The organism is Pasteurella testudinis DSM 23072 (assembly GCF_900176075.1).
GTDB classification, from domain to species: domain Bacteria; phylum Pseudomonadota; class Gammaproteobacteria; order Enterobacterales; family Pasteurellaceae; genus Chelonobacter; species Chelonobacter testudinis.
Window position 1 is genome coordinate 1 of sequence record NZ_FWWV01000020.1, and the last position, 18,111, is coordinate 18,111.

The following is an 18,111-nucleotide window of genomic DNA, read 5'->3' on the forward strand; positions in this document are numbered from 1 at the left end:
TATGCGGATGAAGCTGAAAGCAGCGGGTTGGTCAGATGAATTCAGGTCAGAGCTGATGTTTGGTGTTGTTGGTTGATTATTAGACAAAGTGCGCGGTTGCCCTGATTATCATCAGAATGAATTTGATACTCAATGAACATTTACTCTATAATAGCTAACAAAAACCTTTATCAGGATTAGTATTTATGCAAAAAATAGCAGTGATTCTAGCCAGAGCCGGCTCCAAAGGCATTCCTAATAAAAACTTACAACTAGTTAACGGTATTTCTCTCATAGGAAGAGCAATTATGTCTGCTCAAGACTGTAATTTTTTTGACAAAATTATTGTTTCGACAGATGGACAAACTATCGCTAAAGAAGCTGCTAAATATAGCGCAGATATAGTGATGAGGCCTGAGTATTTGGCAACAGACAAAGCAAAATCCATAGATGCTTTATTGCATGTATTCGCTTCAAAAAATATTTCTTCGGGCCTATCCGTTATGCTACAGCCTACTAGCCCTTTTAGAACGTCAGAAGATATCATGTCAGCTGTCAATATGCACCAAAAAAACCAAAGAGGTCTTGGGTGTGTGGTTTCTGTTAAGCATATGGAAGAGCATCCATATAAGATGCTAATTTGGGACGGAGTAAGCTATACTCCGATTTCTAATGCCAAATATTTAGAATATCCTCGTCAATCTCTACCTAAAGTCGTTAAACATAATGGTGCTATTTATGTTAATAGGATTGAAGATTTAATTCAGCACCAGAGATTTTTTATTGAACCAATAGGAACCTACCTGATGCCCGAAGAACGTTCGATTGATATAGATACTTATGAAGATTTATTGGCTGCAAATAAACAAGGACTTTAGCCATGCTAAAACTTAACACCCTGACCATCTCCAACACCGCCCCCTTCACCCTTTTCGGCGGAATCAACGTCCTAGAAGATCTTGATTCCACACTGAAAGCCTGTGAACAATATGTTACCGTTACCACAAAACTGAACATTCCGTTTGTGTTTAAAGCCTCTTTTGATAAAGCCAACCGCTCTTCGATTCACTCTTATCGTGGCGTAGGTTTGGAAGAAGGCATGAAAATTTTTGCACAGGTGAAAAAGGAATTCGGAGTGCCGGTGATCACCGACGTACACGAACCGTGGCAGGCAGAACCGGTTGCCGAAGTGGTAGATGTGATTCAGTTGCCGGCATTTTTGGCGCGTCAAACCGATTTGGTGCATGCGATGGCAAAAACCGGACGGGTCATCAATATCAAAAAACCGCAATTTTTAAGTCCGCATCAAATGGGCAATATCGTGGAAAAATTTAAAGAAGCCGGTAACGATCAGCTCATTCTTTGTGAACGCGGTGTCAACTTCGGCTATGATAATTTGGTGGTCGATATGCTCGGTTTCGGCATTATGAAAAAAGTCAGCGGTAATATGCCGGTGATTTTCGATGTTACCCATTCCTTGCAACAACGTGAAGCCGGTGCTGCCGCTTCTGGCGGTCGTCGTAATCAGGTATTGGATTTGGCATTAGCCGGTATGGCAACCGGTTTGGCGGGGCTGTTTCTGGAGTCGCACCCGAATCCGGATCAAGCCAAATGCGATGGCCCAAGTGCATTGCCATTGAGTTTATTGGAAGATTTCTTAGTCCGTGTAAAAGCCGTAGATGAGGTGGTGAAATCGTTTCCGGCGTTGGATATTAAATAACATTGCTTTTAGTTAGCTAATTCTTTATCATTTAGCTAATTTTGGTTAATTATAAGACCGGTTTACGACCGGTTTTTTGTTATTTATGAAAAAAAAATCTCTTATTTTTTCTCACGGTATTTTAGCCATACCACACTTGAATTCATTTCTGCCTGATATTGAAATCCAAGCTAAACGATTCTACTCTTCCTCCCCTGTACAACAGGTGATCGGTTGGGGCTTGCGTCCTTCAACTAAAAAAGCACGTCATTATGCCGAAAAGAATAATCTTCCCTATATTGCGCTGGAAGACGGTTTTTTGCGCTCGTTAGGTTTGGGCGTAGAGGGCTATCCGCCGTTTTCGCTGGTATATGACGATCTCGGTATTTATTATGCCACCGAAAAGCCCTCTCGCTTGGAGCAGCTGATTTTAGACGCTGATCTTGATAAGGATTTGCTGGCACAGGCGGAAACCGCACTTGGGCTGATTTGTCGTTATCAGCTTTCCAAGTATAACCATGCGCCGGATTTTGTTGCTGAAAAAAACTCCGCACGAAAAGTGGTGCTGGTGGTTGATCAGACCTTTGGCGATATGGCGGTGAAATACGGGCAAGCCGATGAATCCAGCTTCCAAATTATGCTGCAAAGTGCGGTTGCCGAAAACCCGAATGCCGATATTTGGGTGAAAACGCACCCCGATGTGATTAGCGGCAAAAAGAGAGGCTATCTGACCGCACTTTCAACGGATTTTGAACATGTCCGTCTGCTGGCTGAAGATATTAATCCGCTCTCGTTGCTGCAACAGGTGGACAAAGTCTATTGCGTCACTTCACAAATGGGATTCGAAGCGTTACTGGTCGGCAAAACGGTAGTCACCTTTGGTGTGCCTTGGTTTGCCGGTTGGGGGCTGAGCGATGATCGGCACCAAAATATTCACGCATTGCGCCGCCAACAACGTCGCGCCGACCGCACTTTGTTGCAGTTATTTGCCGCCGCTTACCTGCAATACAGCCGTTATATTAATCCGAATAACGGTGAAGTCGGGACAATTTTTGACGTGATTGACTATCTTCACCAAGCCAAATTATTGAACCAGCGCTTGCGCGGCAATCTTTATTGCATCGGCATGTCGTTATGGAAAAGAGCGGTCATCAAGCCTTTTTTCCGCTTTCCAAGCTGTCAATTGCATTTCGTGTCTTCGCTGGATAAACTGCGCAAGATAACCCTGAAAAAAGACAGCCGGCTGTTAATCTGGAGCCAAGGCAACCCCGAACTGCTCGCTTATGCCGAACAACAGCAGCTTCCGCTTTTGCGCATGGAGGACGGCTTTATCCGTTCGGTCGGTTTGGGCTCGAATTTAGTTGCGCCTCTGTCGTTGGTGATTGATGATTTGGGCATTTATTTCAATGCGCAAACGCCGTCGCGCTTGGAAGCGATTTTACAACACCAACTATTTTCCGAACAGGATTTACAAACCGCAGCGCAATTAAAACAGCACCTAATCCTTGCCAATATCGGTAAATATAATGTCGGCCATGCGGAATTTAACCTGAATGTGCAACATAAAAAAACCATTTTAGTGCCGGGGCAAGTTGAGGACGACGCATCAATCCGCTTCGGTTCGCCGCAAATCAAAACCAATCTTGCGTTATTGCAAAAAGTGAGGTCGAACAATCCTGACGCTTATATTTTGTACAAGCCGCACCCTGATGTGTTGAGCGGCAATCGTATCGGGGCGATTGAACCGCATATTGCACTAAAATATGCTGATGATATCATCGAAAATATTAATATTTTAAATTGTATTCAACAGGTTGACGAAGTACATACCATGACCTCGTTAGCCGGATTTGAAGCGTTATTACGCAACAAAATCGTACATTGTTACGGGCTGCCGTTTTATTCTAACTGGGGATTGACCGTGGATCATCTACCACTGACAAGACGGCAGCGAAACTTAAATTTGGCGCAATTGATTGCGGCGGTGTTAGTTTATTATCCGCAATATGTCGATCCGCAAAGCCGACAAATGATTAACGCCCAAACGGCAATTGCAATATTGCAGCAACAGAAAATGCAAGCCAAAGACAATGGATTACAGCGCCATTGGATAAAAAAACAGCTAACGAAATTAAAACATCTTTATCTGTCTTTAAAATAAGCCGTCAAATTTCTTTTTTATTTTAGTTTTGGTAAGATGATTTGAACAATCATTATGTTGGGGTTCTATGCTTAGTCATAACTTAGATGATTTAATCACATCCGCTAATCGCATTTTGTTACTTCAAGGGCCGATTGGGCATTTTTTCTCTGACTTCTCCCAATGGTTGGAGTCACACGGCAAAATTGTGTATAAAATAAACTTTAATGCCGGCGATGAATATTTTTATCCCAACTCCGACAAAAATACGTTTGCCTATCGCAATACATTAGAACAATTCTCCGATTATTTAACCGAATTTTGCCGTGAGCGACAAATTAACGCTCTGGTCTGTTTTGGTGATAATCGTCATTATCATAAAATAGCAAAAACGGTCTGTAGTACATTAAATATTGCTTTTTGGGCATTTGAAGAAGGTTATTTCCGCCCGGATTATATCACGCTGGAAAAAAATGGAGTCAATGCGTTTTCCACCATTCCACGCCAAAGTGATTTTTTTCTGAATCTCTGCCCGCAAGCGGTTGAACCGCCGGCGCCGCAAAAAGTGGCGCAAGGTTTTATTCCACTGGCAAAACTGGCCATCACCTATTATTGGCAAGCCTACCGCAAACGTCGGCAATATCCCAACTATTGCCACCACCGTATTTTAAATGTGCTGTATTATATTAAACTTTGGATTGTTTCCGGTATTAAACGGTTTAATTATGCGTTGCGTGACCGCTCTTTTGCCAAAAAAGTGGAACGGGGACAATTCGGTAATTTCTATATTTTGCCGCTACAGGTTTATGATGACAGCCAAATCCGAGTGCATAGCGATTACGACAGCGTGGAACATTTTTTAAGAACCGTGCTGGATTCTTTCGCTAAATCAGCGCCTGCCGATTTAACCTTGATTGTGAAACATCATCCGATGGATCGCGGCTTTATTGATTATCAACATGTGTTGAATGAATATCAAATACGCTATCCGGCACTAAAAGGGCGGTTGTATTATATTCATGATGTACCGATGCCGGTATTTTTGCGCTATGGCAAAGGCATGGTAACGCTAAACAGCACCAGCGGTATTTCTGCATTGCTGCATGAGATGCCGGTCATTACATTAGGGCGCGCCCACTATGATGTGCCGGGGCTGACCTATCAGGACGAGCTGGATACATTTTGGCATCATCCGCAAAAACCGAATATGGTGCTTTTCTCCGTCTACCGCCGTTTCCATCTGAATAAAACCCAAATCAACGGCAGTTTTTATAATCGGGTCATTTTGCGTTATCCTTATAATCCAACGCCTGCCGACAAATAACGGACAATGCGTTAAAAAATAGCAGGCGCATTAAAATTTGGTCAGGCATTTGCGCCCGACCAATCGCTAAATAACTTCTCTAAATAACTTCTCTAAATAACTTAGCCCAACTGCTGAATTTTTTTCACCACACTGCTGGTGGAATAGCCGTTTTCAAAATTCAGAACCCGCACTTCGCCACCATTCGCCCACACTTCCTGACTGCCGGCGATCTCTTCGGCTTTATAATCGCCGCCCTTAACCAGCAGATCAGGCAAGATTTCACCGATTAAACGCTGCGGCGTATCTTCTTTAAATTCCACCACCCAATCCACCGACGACAACCCTGCCAGCACCGCCATGCGCGCGATCAATGGATTAATCGGGCGGCTTTCGCCTTTCAAGCGTTTCACCGATTGATCGGAATTGACCGCCACAATCAGGCGATCGCCCAATTTACGCGCATTTTCCAAATACGAAACATGCCCCGGATGTAAAATATCGAAACAGCCGTTGGTCATCACAATTTTTTCACCGCGCGCTTTGGCTTCGGCAACAATCGTTTTCAAGCGCAATTCGTCCATGATACCGAAGCCGATCTCATCACGGTGGTGAATCGCATTTTCCAGTTCAACCGGTGTCACCGTCGAGGTTCCCAATTTTCCGACCACAATTCCGGCGGCCACGTTTGCCAAATAGCAGGCTTCTTCCAGACTGCGACCGTCGGCAATTGCGGTTGCCAGCACGCTGATCACGGTATCACCGGCACCGGTGACATCGAACACCTCTTTTGCTTCCGTCGGCAAATGAAACGGCTCGGCGTTCGGGCGCAACAAGGTCATGCCTTTTTCGGAACGGGTCACTAACAGCGCTTCCAATTCATATTGCGCAATCAGCTGCAAGCCTTTCTCGAAAATCGCCTGATCATCAGCACAATAGCCGACCACCGCTTCAAATTCGGACAAATTCGGCGTGAGCAACGTCGCACCGCGATAACGTTCGAAATCCGTGCCTTTCGGATCAATCAACACCGGCACATTCGCCGCCCGTGCCAGTTTAATCATCTGCTGCACGTCATTTAGCGTGCCTTTGCCATAATCCGACAGCACCAAAGCGCCGCTCTGCGCAATGGAAGCTTGTAATTTTTGCAATAAAACCGCACTTTCGACATCATGGAAATTTTCTTCAAAATCCAAACGCAACAATTGCTGGTGGCGGGATAAAATCCGCAGTTTGGTAATGGTCGGGTGCGTATTCAATGCGACAAAATCACAGGTAATCCGTTGTTGTTGCAACATTTTTTCCAATGAAATCCCAGCTTCGTCCTGCCCGATCAAGCCCAATAATTTAACCGCCACATTCAAACTGGCGATATTCATGGCAACGTTGGCCGCCCCGCCCGCTCTTTCTTCGTTATTTTGCACCCGCACCACCGGCACCGGCGCTTCGGGGGAAATACGGTTGGTTGCGCCAAACCAATAACGGTCCAGCATCACATCGCCCAGCACCAAAACATTCGCTTGTTTAAATTGCGTTGAATATTGTGTCATCATCTGCTCCTGATAAAATTTTTCCGATTTTAGCATAAAAATGTTTATTTATGCTTTTTTCCGTTAAACTATAGCCACATAAGATTAGATTGAATAATACAGGAAAAGTGAATGGCACAAGGATCACAAATACCGCACTTTAAGGCTGCTTTCTTACACCCGAAATATTGGCTTTTCTGGTTCGGATTGGCTTTTTTTCGACTGTTTCTGCTGCTGCCCTACCCCGTATTGCTCAAAATCGGCACCGGATTAGGCTGGCTTTTTTCGAAATTAAGTATCGGCAAAAAACGCGCCGAAATAGCCCGCCGCAATTTAGCCCTTTGCTTTCCGCAAAAAAGCGAACAGGAGCGCGAAGCCATTTTGCAGCGGAACTTACGCTCGGTGGGCATGGGGATTATCGAAACCGGTATGGCGTGGTTTTGGTCGGATAAACGGATAAAAAAATGGTGTTCCGTCAGCGGCATCGAACAGCTGAAAAACAACCATGAACACGGCATTATTTTGGTCGGAATCCATTTTTTAACTTTAGAATTGGGCGCTCGGATCATTGGGCTTGATCATCCGGGAGTAGGGATTTATCGTCCGAACGATAATCCGGCGTTTGATTGGGTGCAGTTTCGCGGGCGAATCCGCTCCAATAAAAACTTGCTCGACCGCAAAGATCTGCGCGGCATGATCAAAGCCCTGCGTGAGGGAGATACGATTTGGTATGCGCCGGATCACGATTACGGACGCAAAAATGCGGTTTTCGTCCCTTTCTTTGCCGTACCTGACGCCGCCACAACCACCGGCTCCTACTATTTATTGAAGTCATCGCCAAAAGCCAAGATTGTACCGTTTGCGCCGTTACGCAACAATGACGGCTCCGGCTATCATGTGTCGATTTCCGAACCGGTGATATTCCCGAGCGTACCGGATAAAACCGAAATTGCCGCACAAATGAATCAATTAGTTGAAAAAGAGATCTTAAGAGGTGTTGATCAATATATGTGGCTGCATCGCCGCTTTAAAACCCGACCGAATGAAGACGATCCGTCGTTGTATTAAGCCACAAAAAAGTCACCGCAAGCGGTGACTTTATCCAATCGTTCAGATGAAATATTACGGCAGAAAATCCGGATCCAAAATTTCTTCTAATGTCCAGATGGCTGTTTTCGGAAATGTCGGTGCGGTTAAACCGGTTTCCCGTGCCGCAAGATCAACCGCTTTTTTCCATACTTTATCAATGAACCCCTCAACACTTATTTCATGTTTCAATGACGGAGAATCTTCAATAAGGTCTTCGATACAAAATCTTTGCTCAACGATGGTTCTTGACCAACTTTGCCCCCTGTAGCTTGGTTGATATTTCCATTTCAGCAGATGTGCAATCAAAATCCGTAAGCGGTTACGCAGCTCCGACAGCTCTTTGCGCCCCATACTTTCCATCTCCTCTGTTAAATTTTCGATATCCAACCGATCGAGCGCCCCTGCTTTTAATAATTTTGTCTGCTCTTTTATCCAGCCGTAATAATCCGTATTATATGTAATGCTCATTACCGTTCCTCCTTAGCAATACTTGGCAGATTTCTTACGATTGTACCCTAAAACTCTTCAAAAAAGGATTGCTCTGTTTTTCGATACCGATTTTGGTGGCGGATCCGTGCCCTGCGATGATGATCATATCATCGTTTAATTTAAACAGTTTTTCTCGGATCGAGGATAATAATTGCTGATGATCGCCGCGCGGAAAATCAGTGCGGCCAACGCTGTTATAAAACAGCACATCGCCACTGAATGCAACATTTTTTTGCCGTTCGATAAAGCCGATATGCCCGGGCGTGTGGCCCGGTAAATGCAGAATTTCAAACTTTATTTCACCGACGCTGACCGTTTCGCCTTCCTTGTTTAACCAGTGATCAGGATAAAATACCTCAGCTTCAAATAAGCCAAAACGCCGTGATTGCTCAGGTAAAGAATCAAACAGGAATTTATCGGCAAAGTGCGGTCCGTAAATCTCGACCTGAAAATGTTTTTTCAACTTATCGGCGGCGCCGACATGATCCAAATGCCCGTGCGTCAGCAGAATTTTTTGCAAATTTAATTGATGTTCTTCAATAAAAGCAATCAACTTTTCCGCTTCGCCGCCCGGATCGATAATCGCCGCCGTTTTTTGCTCGTCCCAAACAATCGAACAATTTTGCTGAAATGCTGTGACCGGAATAATCTCAACGTTCATCGTTACCCTCTATACCATCAACAGCGATTAACTGCCGCTCCAAGTGCGGTTCGGGCCGGTATCGATATGCACAAAATTACTGCGCGGATAATAACCGACTCCGCCGTTTTTCAAATTTGCCGCCGCTTTGCGTACTTTTGCCAGAGACACGCCGTCAATGCGGAAATCAATCGCCTGTCCGCGCGTATGGTAACTGTTTTTCGCCACCCCGCGACTGCGTGCACTCATGGCGGCATTGGTTGCCGGCGCGCGATAGCCACAGATAATTTGGATTTCGGTGTTGCGAAGTCCTAAATTACCCTGAATCTGATACAGTTTACTGAAAAGTTGCGGTTCGATACGATGAACTTGTTGGGTGCGGCGATCACGCAGCAGGCGATCCAATTTTTTTAAATCCAAGCTGTTAGCGATTTTGCCGTTTTTAAGTTGGGAGGTTAACCGTTCGCCGGTATTAATGTTTCTAAAGGTGAGCACTCTTGGCTTAGGGGTGGACACCGCTGCCAACACATCGGTCGGCAATAATGCCGCACCAAGCACCATGCCTCCCAGTGCCAGCCATCTGCGGCGCTGTTGATTAATTTCCGTCATAGTCTGTTGTATTCTGCTAAATAAATTGTTTAAAAGTAGTCGAACCGTTGATTTGACTAAAAATAAACCCAAAAGTTCATTTTTTGCCAAAGAATGCCCTAGAAAAACATAAAAAAAGCTATTAATCAATAGCTTTTTTATAATTTTTAGAACTATAGCACAATTTGGCTGTTTAGCAGTGCTTATTCACTGTCCTAAGTGCAATATTGCTTTAGTGCAACATTGCTTTGACCGCTTTCCAATTCACATTGGTTTTTGCCAATTTTCTGTCGTGACCGTAAATATCCGGCGCAGTCTGAATTTTGCCGTTCTCCACCCAGGCGGTGACATAATATAGGAACACATCATCACGTTTGCTCAAGTTGGCCGAGGTGGTTTTCTTGCTGGCAAGCACCTGATTTTTACGCTCATTACTCCAGCCGTTTTCACCTAACAACAGGCTCGCCAATTCATCTGACTTGTGTACGCGCACGCAACCGGAGCTCAAAGCGCGGTCATTGCGGGCAAACAGGCCTTTCGACGGGGTGTCATGCAGATAAATCGCGTCGCTGCTCGGCATGTTAAATTTATAACTGCCTAATGCACTGTCACCGCCCGGTGCCTGACGTAAACGATACGGGAAGTTTTTGGCGGTCATGTTTTCCCAGTCAATCGTATAAGGGTCAATCGTTCTGCCCTTACCGTCAATAATGGTATAACCTTTGCGATAAATATAGCTCGGATCTTGGCGCACTTTCGGAATAATATCCTGATTGATATTGCGTACCGGCGCATTCCAAGGCGGGTTGATCACGACATTGCTCAAACGGCTCGACATCACCGGTGTCTGGCGATCTTTTTTGCCGACGATCACTTTCGAATGTAACACCTGCTTGCCGTCACGGTAATAATGCAGTTGATAGGTCGGAATATTGACAAAAATACCGTTGGTTTCATTTGGCAACAGGCTCAAGCGCTGTGCATTGATCGACAATTTGTATAGGTTGTTGCTCAAATTTTGGTTCAATACATTGCGCGTACCGGCGCCGACAATCCCGTCAGCGGTTAATCCGTTTTGGCTTTGGAACTGTTTCACCGCCACAAGCAGTTCATTATCGTAAACATCGCTGTTATACGCCGCACTTAACAAGCCTTTGCCTTTTAAAATCGTTGCCAAATTCTTGACATCGGCCGACTGCATACCCGGTTTCAGCGTTTCGCTGACGGTCACTGCGCTGCCGATACTGTCCGGCAGTGACGCCAACACTTTTTGCACTGTCTGTTGATAGCGTTTGTTGCCTGAAGCCAATTTTTGAATCAAAGCTGAAAGCTGACCATCGGCAATTGCCTGTTTGAAACCGTCCAAGCGTGCCTGACTTGGTAATGCTACCTTATACCCGCTGTTGCCGTACAACCATTTGGTCGAAGATTTTTTCAAATTCTCTTGATAATAAAGATAGTTAAGAAACGCATCGCTGAGTAAAATATCGCGTGTCATTGCATTGTCAGTGCGGCTGATCGCCGCCAATTCTTCCGCTGCAAAACCGGAAACGCCGCTTAACACCCACACGACATACTGCTGCAAAAAGGCCTTTTCAGCGTTTTTATCCGTCCAAATCGGTGTAAATTGCGTATCGGCATACAAATCCGCCAAAGCTGCTTCAAACTGAACCGGCGTACCGCCCAACAGCGCTTTCAGCTTTTGTTGTGCCAATAGTTTGGCGGCTTGTTCGGCTTCTTTTGCCGCCGTTTCTTCTGCACTCACCGCACTTTCTGCATTCACCGCACTTGCTGTTGTCGGCGCAGCTTCGGTACTCGTGGCAATATTGGTTTCCGCTTGCAACGCTTCAACTGCCTGCACTGCTTCTGCGGCAACCTGTTGCACGCCGGCCGTCTGTGGCGACTGATTCTCCGATTGCATTTTTTCGGTCTGCATTACCGCACTTTGCGCTTGCTGAACCACTTGCTCGCTAGCCGCTTGCTCAGTAGCTACCTGTGTCGCCCAAACCGTTGTTGAACAAAGCAGACTTGCGATAAACGAAAAGCCCCATCCGTTGTTCAGCTTGCTTTTTTTGAACATATTTCAACCTTTTGTTATAAAAAATTGGCGTTATTTTAACAAAATAAAAGAAATGATTAAATATAAATTTACTTATCAAAAACAAGCGCCATCACAGACAGCACCGGCAATTTCTGTTAGAATTCGAAGATCTGTTTATCTTTAAATAACATTAATGAGTTTTTATGAAATTTTTATCATTTAACATCAATGGATTAAGAGCCAGACCGGCGCAGTTAGAAGCGATTGTCGCCAAGCACCGGCCGGATATTATCGGGCTACAGGAGATCAAAGTAGCCGATGAAGATTTCCCTCATCATTTAGTGGAAAATTTGGGCTATCACGTTTTTCACCACGGGCAAAAAGGTCACTACGGCGTCGCCCTGCTGTGCAAACAGCAACCGTTAGCGGTGCGGCGCGGTTTTCCCAGTGATGATGCCGAAGCACAAAAACGGATTATTATGGCGGATTTAGCTACCGATTACGGCACGTTGACCGTAATTAACGGCTATTTCCCACAGGGTGAAAGCCGCAATCATGCAACCAAATTTCCGGCAAAAGAAAAATTTTATGCCGATTTGCAAGACTATCTGGAAAATCACCTGCCAAGCGACAACCAAGTGATTATTATGGGCGATATGAATATCAGCCCGACAGATTTGGATATCGGCATTGGCGAGGAAAACCGCAAGCGTTGGTTGCGCAGCGGCAAATGCTCTTTCCTGCCGGAAGAACGCGAATGGCTACAACGCCTGCTGGGCTTTGGATTGGTCGATACTTTCCGCGACAAACACCCGCAAGCCGATGACAAATATTCATGGTTTGATTACCGCTCCAAAGGGTTCGATGACAATCGCGGCTTGCGTATTGACTTGATTCTCGCCAATACCGCACTTTCGCAGCGCTGCATTGAAACGGGAATCGATCTGGAGATCAGAGCAATGGAAAAACCGTCTGATCATGCACCGGTTTGGGCTTTATTTAACTAGCATGGGGAAATGATGGACGCAAAAAACAATTGGCAAACCTACCGCACTTCGCTAAAAGATCAAGAAGCGATTATCACGGTCAATCTGGAGATCGCCGAAAAACTGGATGCAAATTTGCACCCGTACGTCGTCCATTTTTCGATTCCTTTTCCGTTGCCGTTCGATACGGCTGCCGCCGCAACGCAACAAGCCCAAATTGACCGTTTTTCACAAACGCTGTTACCCTTGATGGCTATCGGTGAAAGCCTGTTTACCGGTTACATTATTTCCCAAGATCAGGTCACGCTGTATTTTTATACCAAAGACAGTGCCCACTTTCATGCAGTTTTGCAGCAGATGAATTTGCCTTATGTGGGCAATATCGTCAGCCAAAACGATCCCAACTGCGATCTTTATTATGATTTTCTGCTGCCATCACCGTTAGAAATGAAACTCAACGCCACCGCCGAAACACTGGCATTGTTGCAACACGAGGGTGAAGATCTTTCCCAGCCGCACCAAATTACGCATAAATTCCAGTTTGAAAATTGGGAATTGATGAATGATTTTATTGATTATTACGCCCAGCAATCCCTATTTGACATCAAATATACCGAACGGCCGGTACAATATGACGGCGAGGCATTTTATCTGGTCACTTTGCAGCATGAAGCCGGATTAGATGACGAAGCCATTTTCAATTTGGTGGAAGAGTTCGAACAGCAGGCGGAGAACTACCACGGCGAATATAACGGTTGGGAATGTGAAATGCTGACCGTTACGGAAAAACCGTTACATTAATTTAACCCCAAAATAACCAAAGTGCGGTCAACCGCACTTTAGATATCCGTTCATCTGTATTTCAAGCAATAAAAAAAGCCGTCTATTTATACAATAGACCGCTTTTAAAATTCGATAATTTAGCTCAATTAAGCAACAACTGTTACGTTTTCAGCTTTTTTACCACGTTGATCATCAACAATATTGAAAAGCACCGATTGGCCTTCTTTTAATGTACGAAACCCTTCGCTTTGGATTGCAGAAAAATGTACAAATACATCTTCTCCGCCTTCAACTTGTAAAAAACCAAAACCTTTAGTTTCATTGAACCATTTAACGGTTCCTTTTGCTTGAGACATTACTACATCCTAAATTAATAATTGAAAAAATCTTACCTTACAACACTACAACCAAACCAGATTTGATTTTCATGACATGGTAAAGCTTGCTCAGCGAGCGATTCGCATAGTACCAATATAAATCAGAAATTACACGTTTTATTTTAAGTAACAATAAAAATACCGCACTTTTAATGCAATAATGTGAAAAACATCACATTATTGCGTTATTTTCTTATTATTAATCAGATAACTTATCTAATAATTTTTGATGAATGCCATCAAAGCTGCCGTTACTCATAATTAAAATATGGTCATCGGCTTGCGCCTCGGCGGCAATTAATTCGATTAGCAGATCGATATTTCCGCTCCACTTTGCCGGCACGGTCGATTTTTCGGCAATTTCCGCCACTTCCCACGGAATATTATCCGGCTGTAACAAAAAAACATAATCCGATTTCACCAGCGATGCCGCCAATTCATTTTTATGCAGTCCCATTTTCATGGTATTGGAACGAGGCTCCAACACGGCCAAAATACGTTTTGCGCCGCCGACACGATCACGCAGTGCGCCAATCGTTGCGGCGATCTCTGCCGGATGGTGGGCGAAGTCATCATAGACGGTAATTCCTTTTGCCGTGCCTTTGACTTCCAAACGACGGTTGGTGTTGATAAATCCTTTCAACGATGCGCAGGCTTTTTCAATCGGCACACCGGCACGGTAAGCGGCGGCAATCGCCATTAAAGCGTTGTGCATATTATGTTCGCCGAACACGTCCCATGTCACTTCCGCTATTTTTTGTTGGTGATGGTAAACCGCAAAATGGCTGCTGTCTTGTGCGATTTTTTCGGCAAACCACTCTTCCCCACTGCCCAAATATTGCTGTTCGCTCCAACACCCCATCTCTAAGGTGTGTTTCACACTGGCGTCGTCTTTCACCGACAGCACCAAACCCGATTGCGGAATGATACGAATCATGTGATGGAACTGGCGCTGAATCGCCGCCAAATCGTCAAAAATATCCGCATGATCAAAGCCGATATTGTTAATAATCAAGGTGTTCGGGTTGTAATGGACAAATTTGGAACGTTTGTCGAAAAACGCCGTATCGTACTCATCAGCTTCGATCACAAAATACGGGCCTTCACCTAATCGCGCTGAAGTGGCGAAATTACCGGTGACCCCGCCGATTAAAAAACCGGAATTCAAGCCGTTGTCTGCCAAAATCCAAGCGAGAATACTGCTGGTCGTGGTTTTGCCGTGAGTGCCGGACACCGCCAATACCTTACGGCTGCGTAACAGATTATCATGCAGCCATTGCGGCCCAGAGGTATAAGGAATCGCGTGATCCAACACATATTCCACACACGGATTGCCGCGTTTCATTGCATTGCCGACAATCACCATATCCGGCTGTGGTGTCAGTTGCGACGGATCGTAATGCGGAATAATCTCGATACCGCTCTTTTGCAGAAAAGTGCTCATCGGCGGATAAACATTGATATCCGAGCCGGTAACCTTATAGCCCATTTGTCGGGCAATAATCGCTAAGCCGCCCATAAACGTGCCGCAAATGCCTAAGATATGAATATGTTGCTGTTTTATCATCGTTTAACCGCTCTTTTTCAAATTAAAATGTGCCTAAGATCACAGATTTTGAGGGAATCTCAGCACCGGATCGAATGACTGCTATAATAAAATCCGTTGATTATATAACAAAAAATCACAAGATTCTTTTTTAATTACAGGGGGACAAATGAAAACACTCGGTGAATTTATTGTTGAGAAACAAGCAGACTATCCCAATGCCAAAGGCGAATTGAGCGGTATCCTTTCTTCGATCCGTTTGGTTGCCAAAATTATCCATCGCGATATTAACAAGGCAGGCTTAACCAACGACATCATCGGCAACTCCGGCGTAGAAAATGTGCAGGGAGAGGCACAGATGAAACTGGACGCCTTTGCCCATGAAAAAATGAAAGCCGCCCTGATTGCGCGCGATGAAGTTGCCGGTTTCGGCTCGGAAGAGGAAGAAAACTTCGTGGCGTTCGACACCGAACGGGGACGCAATGCCAAATATGTGATTTTAACCGATCCGCTCGACGGTTCTTCCAATATTGACGTTAACGTTGCCGTCGGCACGATTTTCTCAATCTATCGTCGGGTGTCACCAATCGGCACGGCGGTTACGTTGGAGGATTTTTTACAGCCCGGTCACAAGCAAGTCGCCGCCGGTTATATTGTTTACGGTTCGTCAACCATGCTGGTTTACACCACCGGCCACGGCGTGAACGGGTTCACATATGATCCATCATTGGGCGTGTTTATTCTCTCCCATGAAAATATCAAAATCCCACAAAACGGAACCTGTTATTCGATCAACGAAGGCAACTATCTCAAGTTCCCGATGGGCGTAAAAAAATACCTGAAATATTGCCAGGAAGAAGATGACAGCACCAAGCGTCCTTATACTTCACGTTATATCGGCTCGCTGGTTTCCGACTTCCATCGTAACCTGCTGAAAGGCGGCATTTATATTTACCCGACCTCAACCCACTATCCGTTAGGCAAATTGCGCTTGTTATACGAGGGTAATCCAATGGCATTCTTGGCTGAACAAGCCGGCGGCTTGGCCAGCGACGGCTATCGACGGATTTTGGATATTGAACCGACCGAATTGCACCAAAGAACCCCGTTGTTTGTCGGATCAAAAAATATGGTCGAAAAAGCCGGCGCTTTTATGCTTGAATATCAAGATCAATAAAGTGCGGTTTGAATCAGGAATTGACTTCATAATGTAGATTGATTTATGCTTTCTACATTATGTGAGGTTAAAATGAATTTATCATTAAAATACGGCTCGATTTTTATCGCAACCAGCCTATTGATTTTAGGTTCTACTTTCATTGATATGCACGCCGATGACTCCGAAGGACAATTAAGAAGCATCGAATCTTACGTTCTGCCCAATTCACCGATGTTAAATGAATTTAGATCACGCGTCGAATTACTCGGACCGGAATATTTTTTAACCACCAATCAAGACCTCACTGAATTAGTATTACGCTACCGAATTAAAATCAATTCCGCCCGACCGGTGCACTCCATCTCTTGGCTGTCAATTTATGCCTACCAAGGGCATATTATTTTTAATAAAGAAATTCAGGTGGTGTTTAATTCCGGCATGGATCAAAATGAAACTCGCAGTGTTGATTCCATCTTTCCGATTGACTCGATTTCGCGCAATAACCGGATTTTCTTCCTCTCCCCCAATTCGGATCTCAAACCGATTGTGCTGCCGCTCAGCATTCAATACCTTGACGGCGGCCGTTTGGAAGTGCCGTATTAAATCAAAACCGCACTCTGTATTAAACACCGCACTTTGCAATACACAAAGTGCGGTGTAATCATAATGCCGCCTGAAACATTCGGTATTTTTGAATATTGCAACGTCTCCCTCAAGGAAGCTCGATTTGCAAAAACTGTTTCAACTCCACCGTTTGCTGTTCTGGCAGAAGATAGTTGTGGATTGCCCGTTTCAGCGCCAGCCAAATATCGCGGTTATGCGCCGGATTTTTCTGCTCACGTTCCGCCCAGCCGTATTCCTGCCACCCTTGTCGGCGGCTGACTGCAGCGCTCTGTGCCGCCAAGGCTTCAAACAAGGGACGGATAAACGCCGTGCCGTAAGCCCGTTTGTCTTTTACAATAACGCTATTATCGGTATAGATTTTCTTGGCGATATCCTCTGCCACTGAAAATTCGCCTCGGTCATCAAGCAGGCGGAACAATCTGATCCACATTTTGGCGGCTGGGTAACTTTGCGCCATCACCGATTCAAGTTCTTCGCGGTTTTGCGGCAGAGGATCATCTGCCCCTACTCCGACACCGGTTGCCAATAACGATTCTGACCATCGAGCCAAGCCTTCGCTCAACCAGGCTTGCTTGAACATCATATAGCTGTTTTGATAAAGGTGGAACAGTTCATGCGCCGGTGTGCCGTTACGATTGGCATACACCTGATTGCTCACCAGCATGTTTATATGACAGCCTGCACTGCCTTCTTGACGGGTTGTGGTGACTTCATCATATGCCAGTCCAAATCGACGTTCGCTTGCCTGAATGCTCACTTGGATATAATGCGCTTTGGCATAACGCGGCATAGATAAGGGAGCGGACAAGCCCAACACTTGCTGATACAGAGCATCGGCAACCGCCAGTTGGCGCTGAATGTCCTCCAACTGGGTTTCACTGACCAACCGTGTTTCCGCCGCAGTTTGTCCCTTTCCAACCTGCACAACATAGCGAAATGGTGCGGTTTCCGCTGCAACAGTGGTTAAGGGAGCGGCGGGTTTGGTATTTAGCGCAATACATACACCGGCAGATTGCTGCTCTGCCGATGAAGCAGCGAATCTGCTATCCGCCTGCAAAACCATCGGAAAAGCAATCAACATCATTGCTAGCCAGTATTTCAATTGAGTCATATACACGCCATTTTCAACCAAATAATAA

17 protein-coding genes are annotated in these 18,111 nt (G+C 45.1%); 9 read left to right on the forward strand and 8 right to left on the reverse strand.

Features of this window, described 5'->3' with window-relative positions:
• Positions 1 to 185 precede the first annotated feature (185 nt).
• The 4 genes from B8880_RS08325 to B8880_RS08340 all read left to right on the forward strand — a co-directional run bounded on the left by B8880_RS08325 (position 186) and on the right by B8880_RS08340 (position 5,142).
• Positions 186 to 857 (forward strand): acylneuraminate cytidylyltransferase family protein, encoded by a 672-nt coding sequence (locus B8880_RS08325; protein WP_084257161.1) that lies wholly within the window; start codon positions 186 to 188, stop codon positions 855 to 857.
• Between the two features lie 2 nt (positions 858 to 859).
• Positions 860 to 1,699: a 3-deoxy-8-phosphooctulonate synthase gene (gene kdsA, locus B8880_RS08330; protein WP_084257162.1), complete on the forward strand. Its 840-nt coding sequence runs from the start codon at positions 860 to 862 to the stop codon at positions 1,697 to 1,699.
• Positions 1,700 to 1,784: 85 nt separating this feature from the next.
• Positions 1,785 to 3,839 carry a capsular polysaccharide biosynthesis protein gene (locus tag B8880_RS08335; RefSeq protein WP_084257163.1) on the forward strand — a complete coding sequence of 685 codons (2,055 nt, stop codon included), beginning with the start codon at positions 1,785 to 1,787 and terminating at the stop codon, positions 3,837 to 3,839.
• A 67-nt stretch (positions 3,840 to 3,906) separates the two neighbouring features.
• Positions 3,907 to 5,142: a capsule biosynthesis protein gene (locus tag B8880_RS08340; protein WP_084257164.1), complete on the forward strand. Its 1,236-nt coding sequence runs from the start codon at positions 3,907 to 3,909 to the stop codon at positions 5,140 to 5,142.
• A gap of 101 nt (positions 5,143 to 5,243) precedes the next feature.
• On the opposite strand, the gene hldE is transcribed toward B8880_RS08340, so the two are convergent.
• Positions 5,244 to 6,671, reverse strand: a complete 1,428-nt coding sequence (hldE, locus tag B8880_RS08345; RefSeq protein WP_084257165.1) for a bifunctional D-glycero-beta-D-manno-heptose-7-phosphate kinase/D-glycero-beta-D-manno-heptose 1-phosphate adenylyltransferase HldE — start codon at positions 6,669 to 6,671, stop codon at positions 5,244 to 5,246.
• 111 nt (positions 6,672 to 6,782) lie between these two features.
• On the opposite strand from hldE, the gene lpxL reads away from it, so the two are divergent.
• Positions 6,783 to 7,718: an LpxL/LpxP family Kdo(2)-lipid IV(A) lauroyl/palmitoleoyl acyltransferase gene (gene lpxL / locus B8880_RS08350; RefSeq protein ID WP_084257166.1), complete on the forward strand. Its 936-nt coding sequence runs from the start codon at positions 6,783 to 6,785 to the stop codon at positions 7,716 to 7,718.
• 54 nt (positions 7,719 to 7,772) lie between these two features.
• Here the strand turns inward: lpxL and B8880_RS08355 are convergent, their stop codons facing one another.
• The 4 genes from B8880_RS08355 to B8880_RS14660 all read right to left on the reverse strand — a co-directional run bounded on the left by B8880_RS08355 (position 7,773) and on the right by B8880_RS14660 (position 11,536).
• Positions 7,773 to 8,207 (reverse strand): DUF29 domain-containing protein, encoded by a 435-nt coding sequence (locus tag B8880_RS08355; RefSeq protein ID WP_084257167.1) that lies wholly within the window; start codon positions 8,205 to 8,207, stop codon positions 7,773 to 7,775.
• Between the two features lie 34 nt (positions 8,208 to 8,241).
• Complete coding sequence (locus tag B8880_RS08360) at positions 8,242 to 8,889, reverse strand: MBL fold metallo-hydrolase (RefSeq protein ID WP_084257168.1); 648 nt, start codon at positions 8,887 to 8,889, stop codon at positions 8,242 to 8,244.
• A 27-nt stretch (positions 8,890 to 8,916) separates the two neighbouring features.
• The gene (gene mepK / locus B8880_RS08365) at positions 8,917 to 9,477 is read right to left on the reverse strand and encodes a peptidoglycan L,D-endopeptidase MepK (protein ID WP_084257169.1); all 561 of its coding nucleotides are present in this window, start codon (positions 9,475 to 9,477) and stop codon (positions 8,917 to 8,919) included.
• A 211-nt stretch (positions 9,478 to 9,688) separates the two neighbouring features.
• A complete protein-coding gene (locus B8880_RS14660) occupies positions 9,689 to 11,536 on the reverse strand; it encodes a L,D-transpeptidase family protein (RefSeq protein WP_115306351.1) in 1,848 nt (615 codons plus the stop codon).
• Between the two features lie 164 nt (positions 11,537 to 11,700).
• On the opposite strand from B8880_RS14660, the gene xthA reads away from it, so the two are divergent.
• The gene (gene xthA / locus B8880_RS08375; RefSeq protein WP_084257170.1) at positions 11,701 to 12,504 is read left to right on the forward strand and encodes an exodeoxyribonuclease III; all 804 of its coding nucleotides are present in this window, start codon (positions 11,701 to 11,703) and stop codon (positions 12,502 to 12,504) included.
• Between the two features lie 9 nt (positions 12,505 to 12,513).
• A complete protein-coding gene (locus B8880_RS08380) occupies positions 12,514 to 13,284 on the forward strand; it encodes a TIGR01619 family protein (protein ID WP_084257171.1) in 771 nt (256 codons plus the stop codon).
• Positions 13,285 to 13,412: 128 nt separating this feature from the next.
• Here the strand turns inward: B8880_RS08380 and B8880_RS08385 are convergent, their stop codons facing one another.
• Together B8880_RS08385 and mpl are read right to left on the reverse strand one after the other, a co-directional pair.
• Positions 13,413 to 13,622, reverse strand: coding sequence for a cold-shock protein (locus B8880_RS08385; RefSeq protein WP_084257172.1), 210 nt, complete (start codon positions 13,620 to 13,622; stop codon positions 13,413 to 13,415).
• 220 nt (positions 13,623 to 13,842) lie between these two features.
• The gene (mpl, locus tag B8880_RS08390; protein ID WP_084257173.1) at positions 13,843 to 15,210 is read right to left on the reverse strand and encodes a UDP-N-acetylmuramate:L-alanyl-gamma-D-glutamyl-meso-diaminopimelate ligase; all 1,368 of its coding nucleotides are present in this window, start codon (positions 15,208 to 15,210) and stop codon (positions 13,843 to 13,845) included.
• Between the two features lie 148 nt (positions 15,211 to 15,358).
• On the opposite strand from mpl, the gene fbp reads away from it, so the two are divergent.
• Both fbp and B8880_RS08400 read left to right on the forward strand, forming a co-directional pair.
• Complete coding sequence (fbp, locus tag B8880_RS08395) at positions 15,359 to 16,366, forward strand: class 1 fructose-bisphosphatase (RefSeq protein WP_084257174.1); 1,008 nt, start codon at positions 15,359 to 15,361, stop codon at positions 16,364 to 16,366.
• Between the two features lie 72 nt (positions 16,367 to 16,438).
• Positions 16,439 to 16,951 (forward strand): hypothetical protein, encoded by a 513-nt coding sequence (locus B8880_RS08400; protein WP_084257175.1) that lies wholly within the window; start codon positions 16,439 to 16,441, stop codon positions 16,949 to 16,951.
• Positions 16,952 to 17,060: 109 nt separating this feature from the next.
• Here B8880_RS08400 and B8880_RS08405 read toward each other — a convergent pair whose 3' ends face one another.
• Complete coding sequence (locus B8880_RS08405; RefSeq protein ID WP_084257176.1) at positions 17,061 to 18,083, reverse strand: hypothetical protein; 1,023 nt, start codon at positions 18,081 to 18,083, stop codon at positions 17,061 to 17,063.
• Between the last annotated feature and the right edge of the window lie 28 nt (positions 18,084 to 18,111).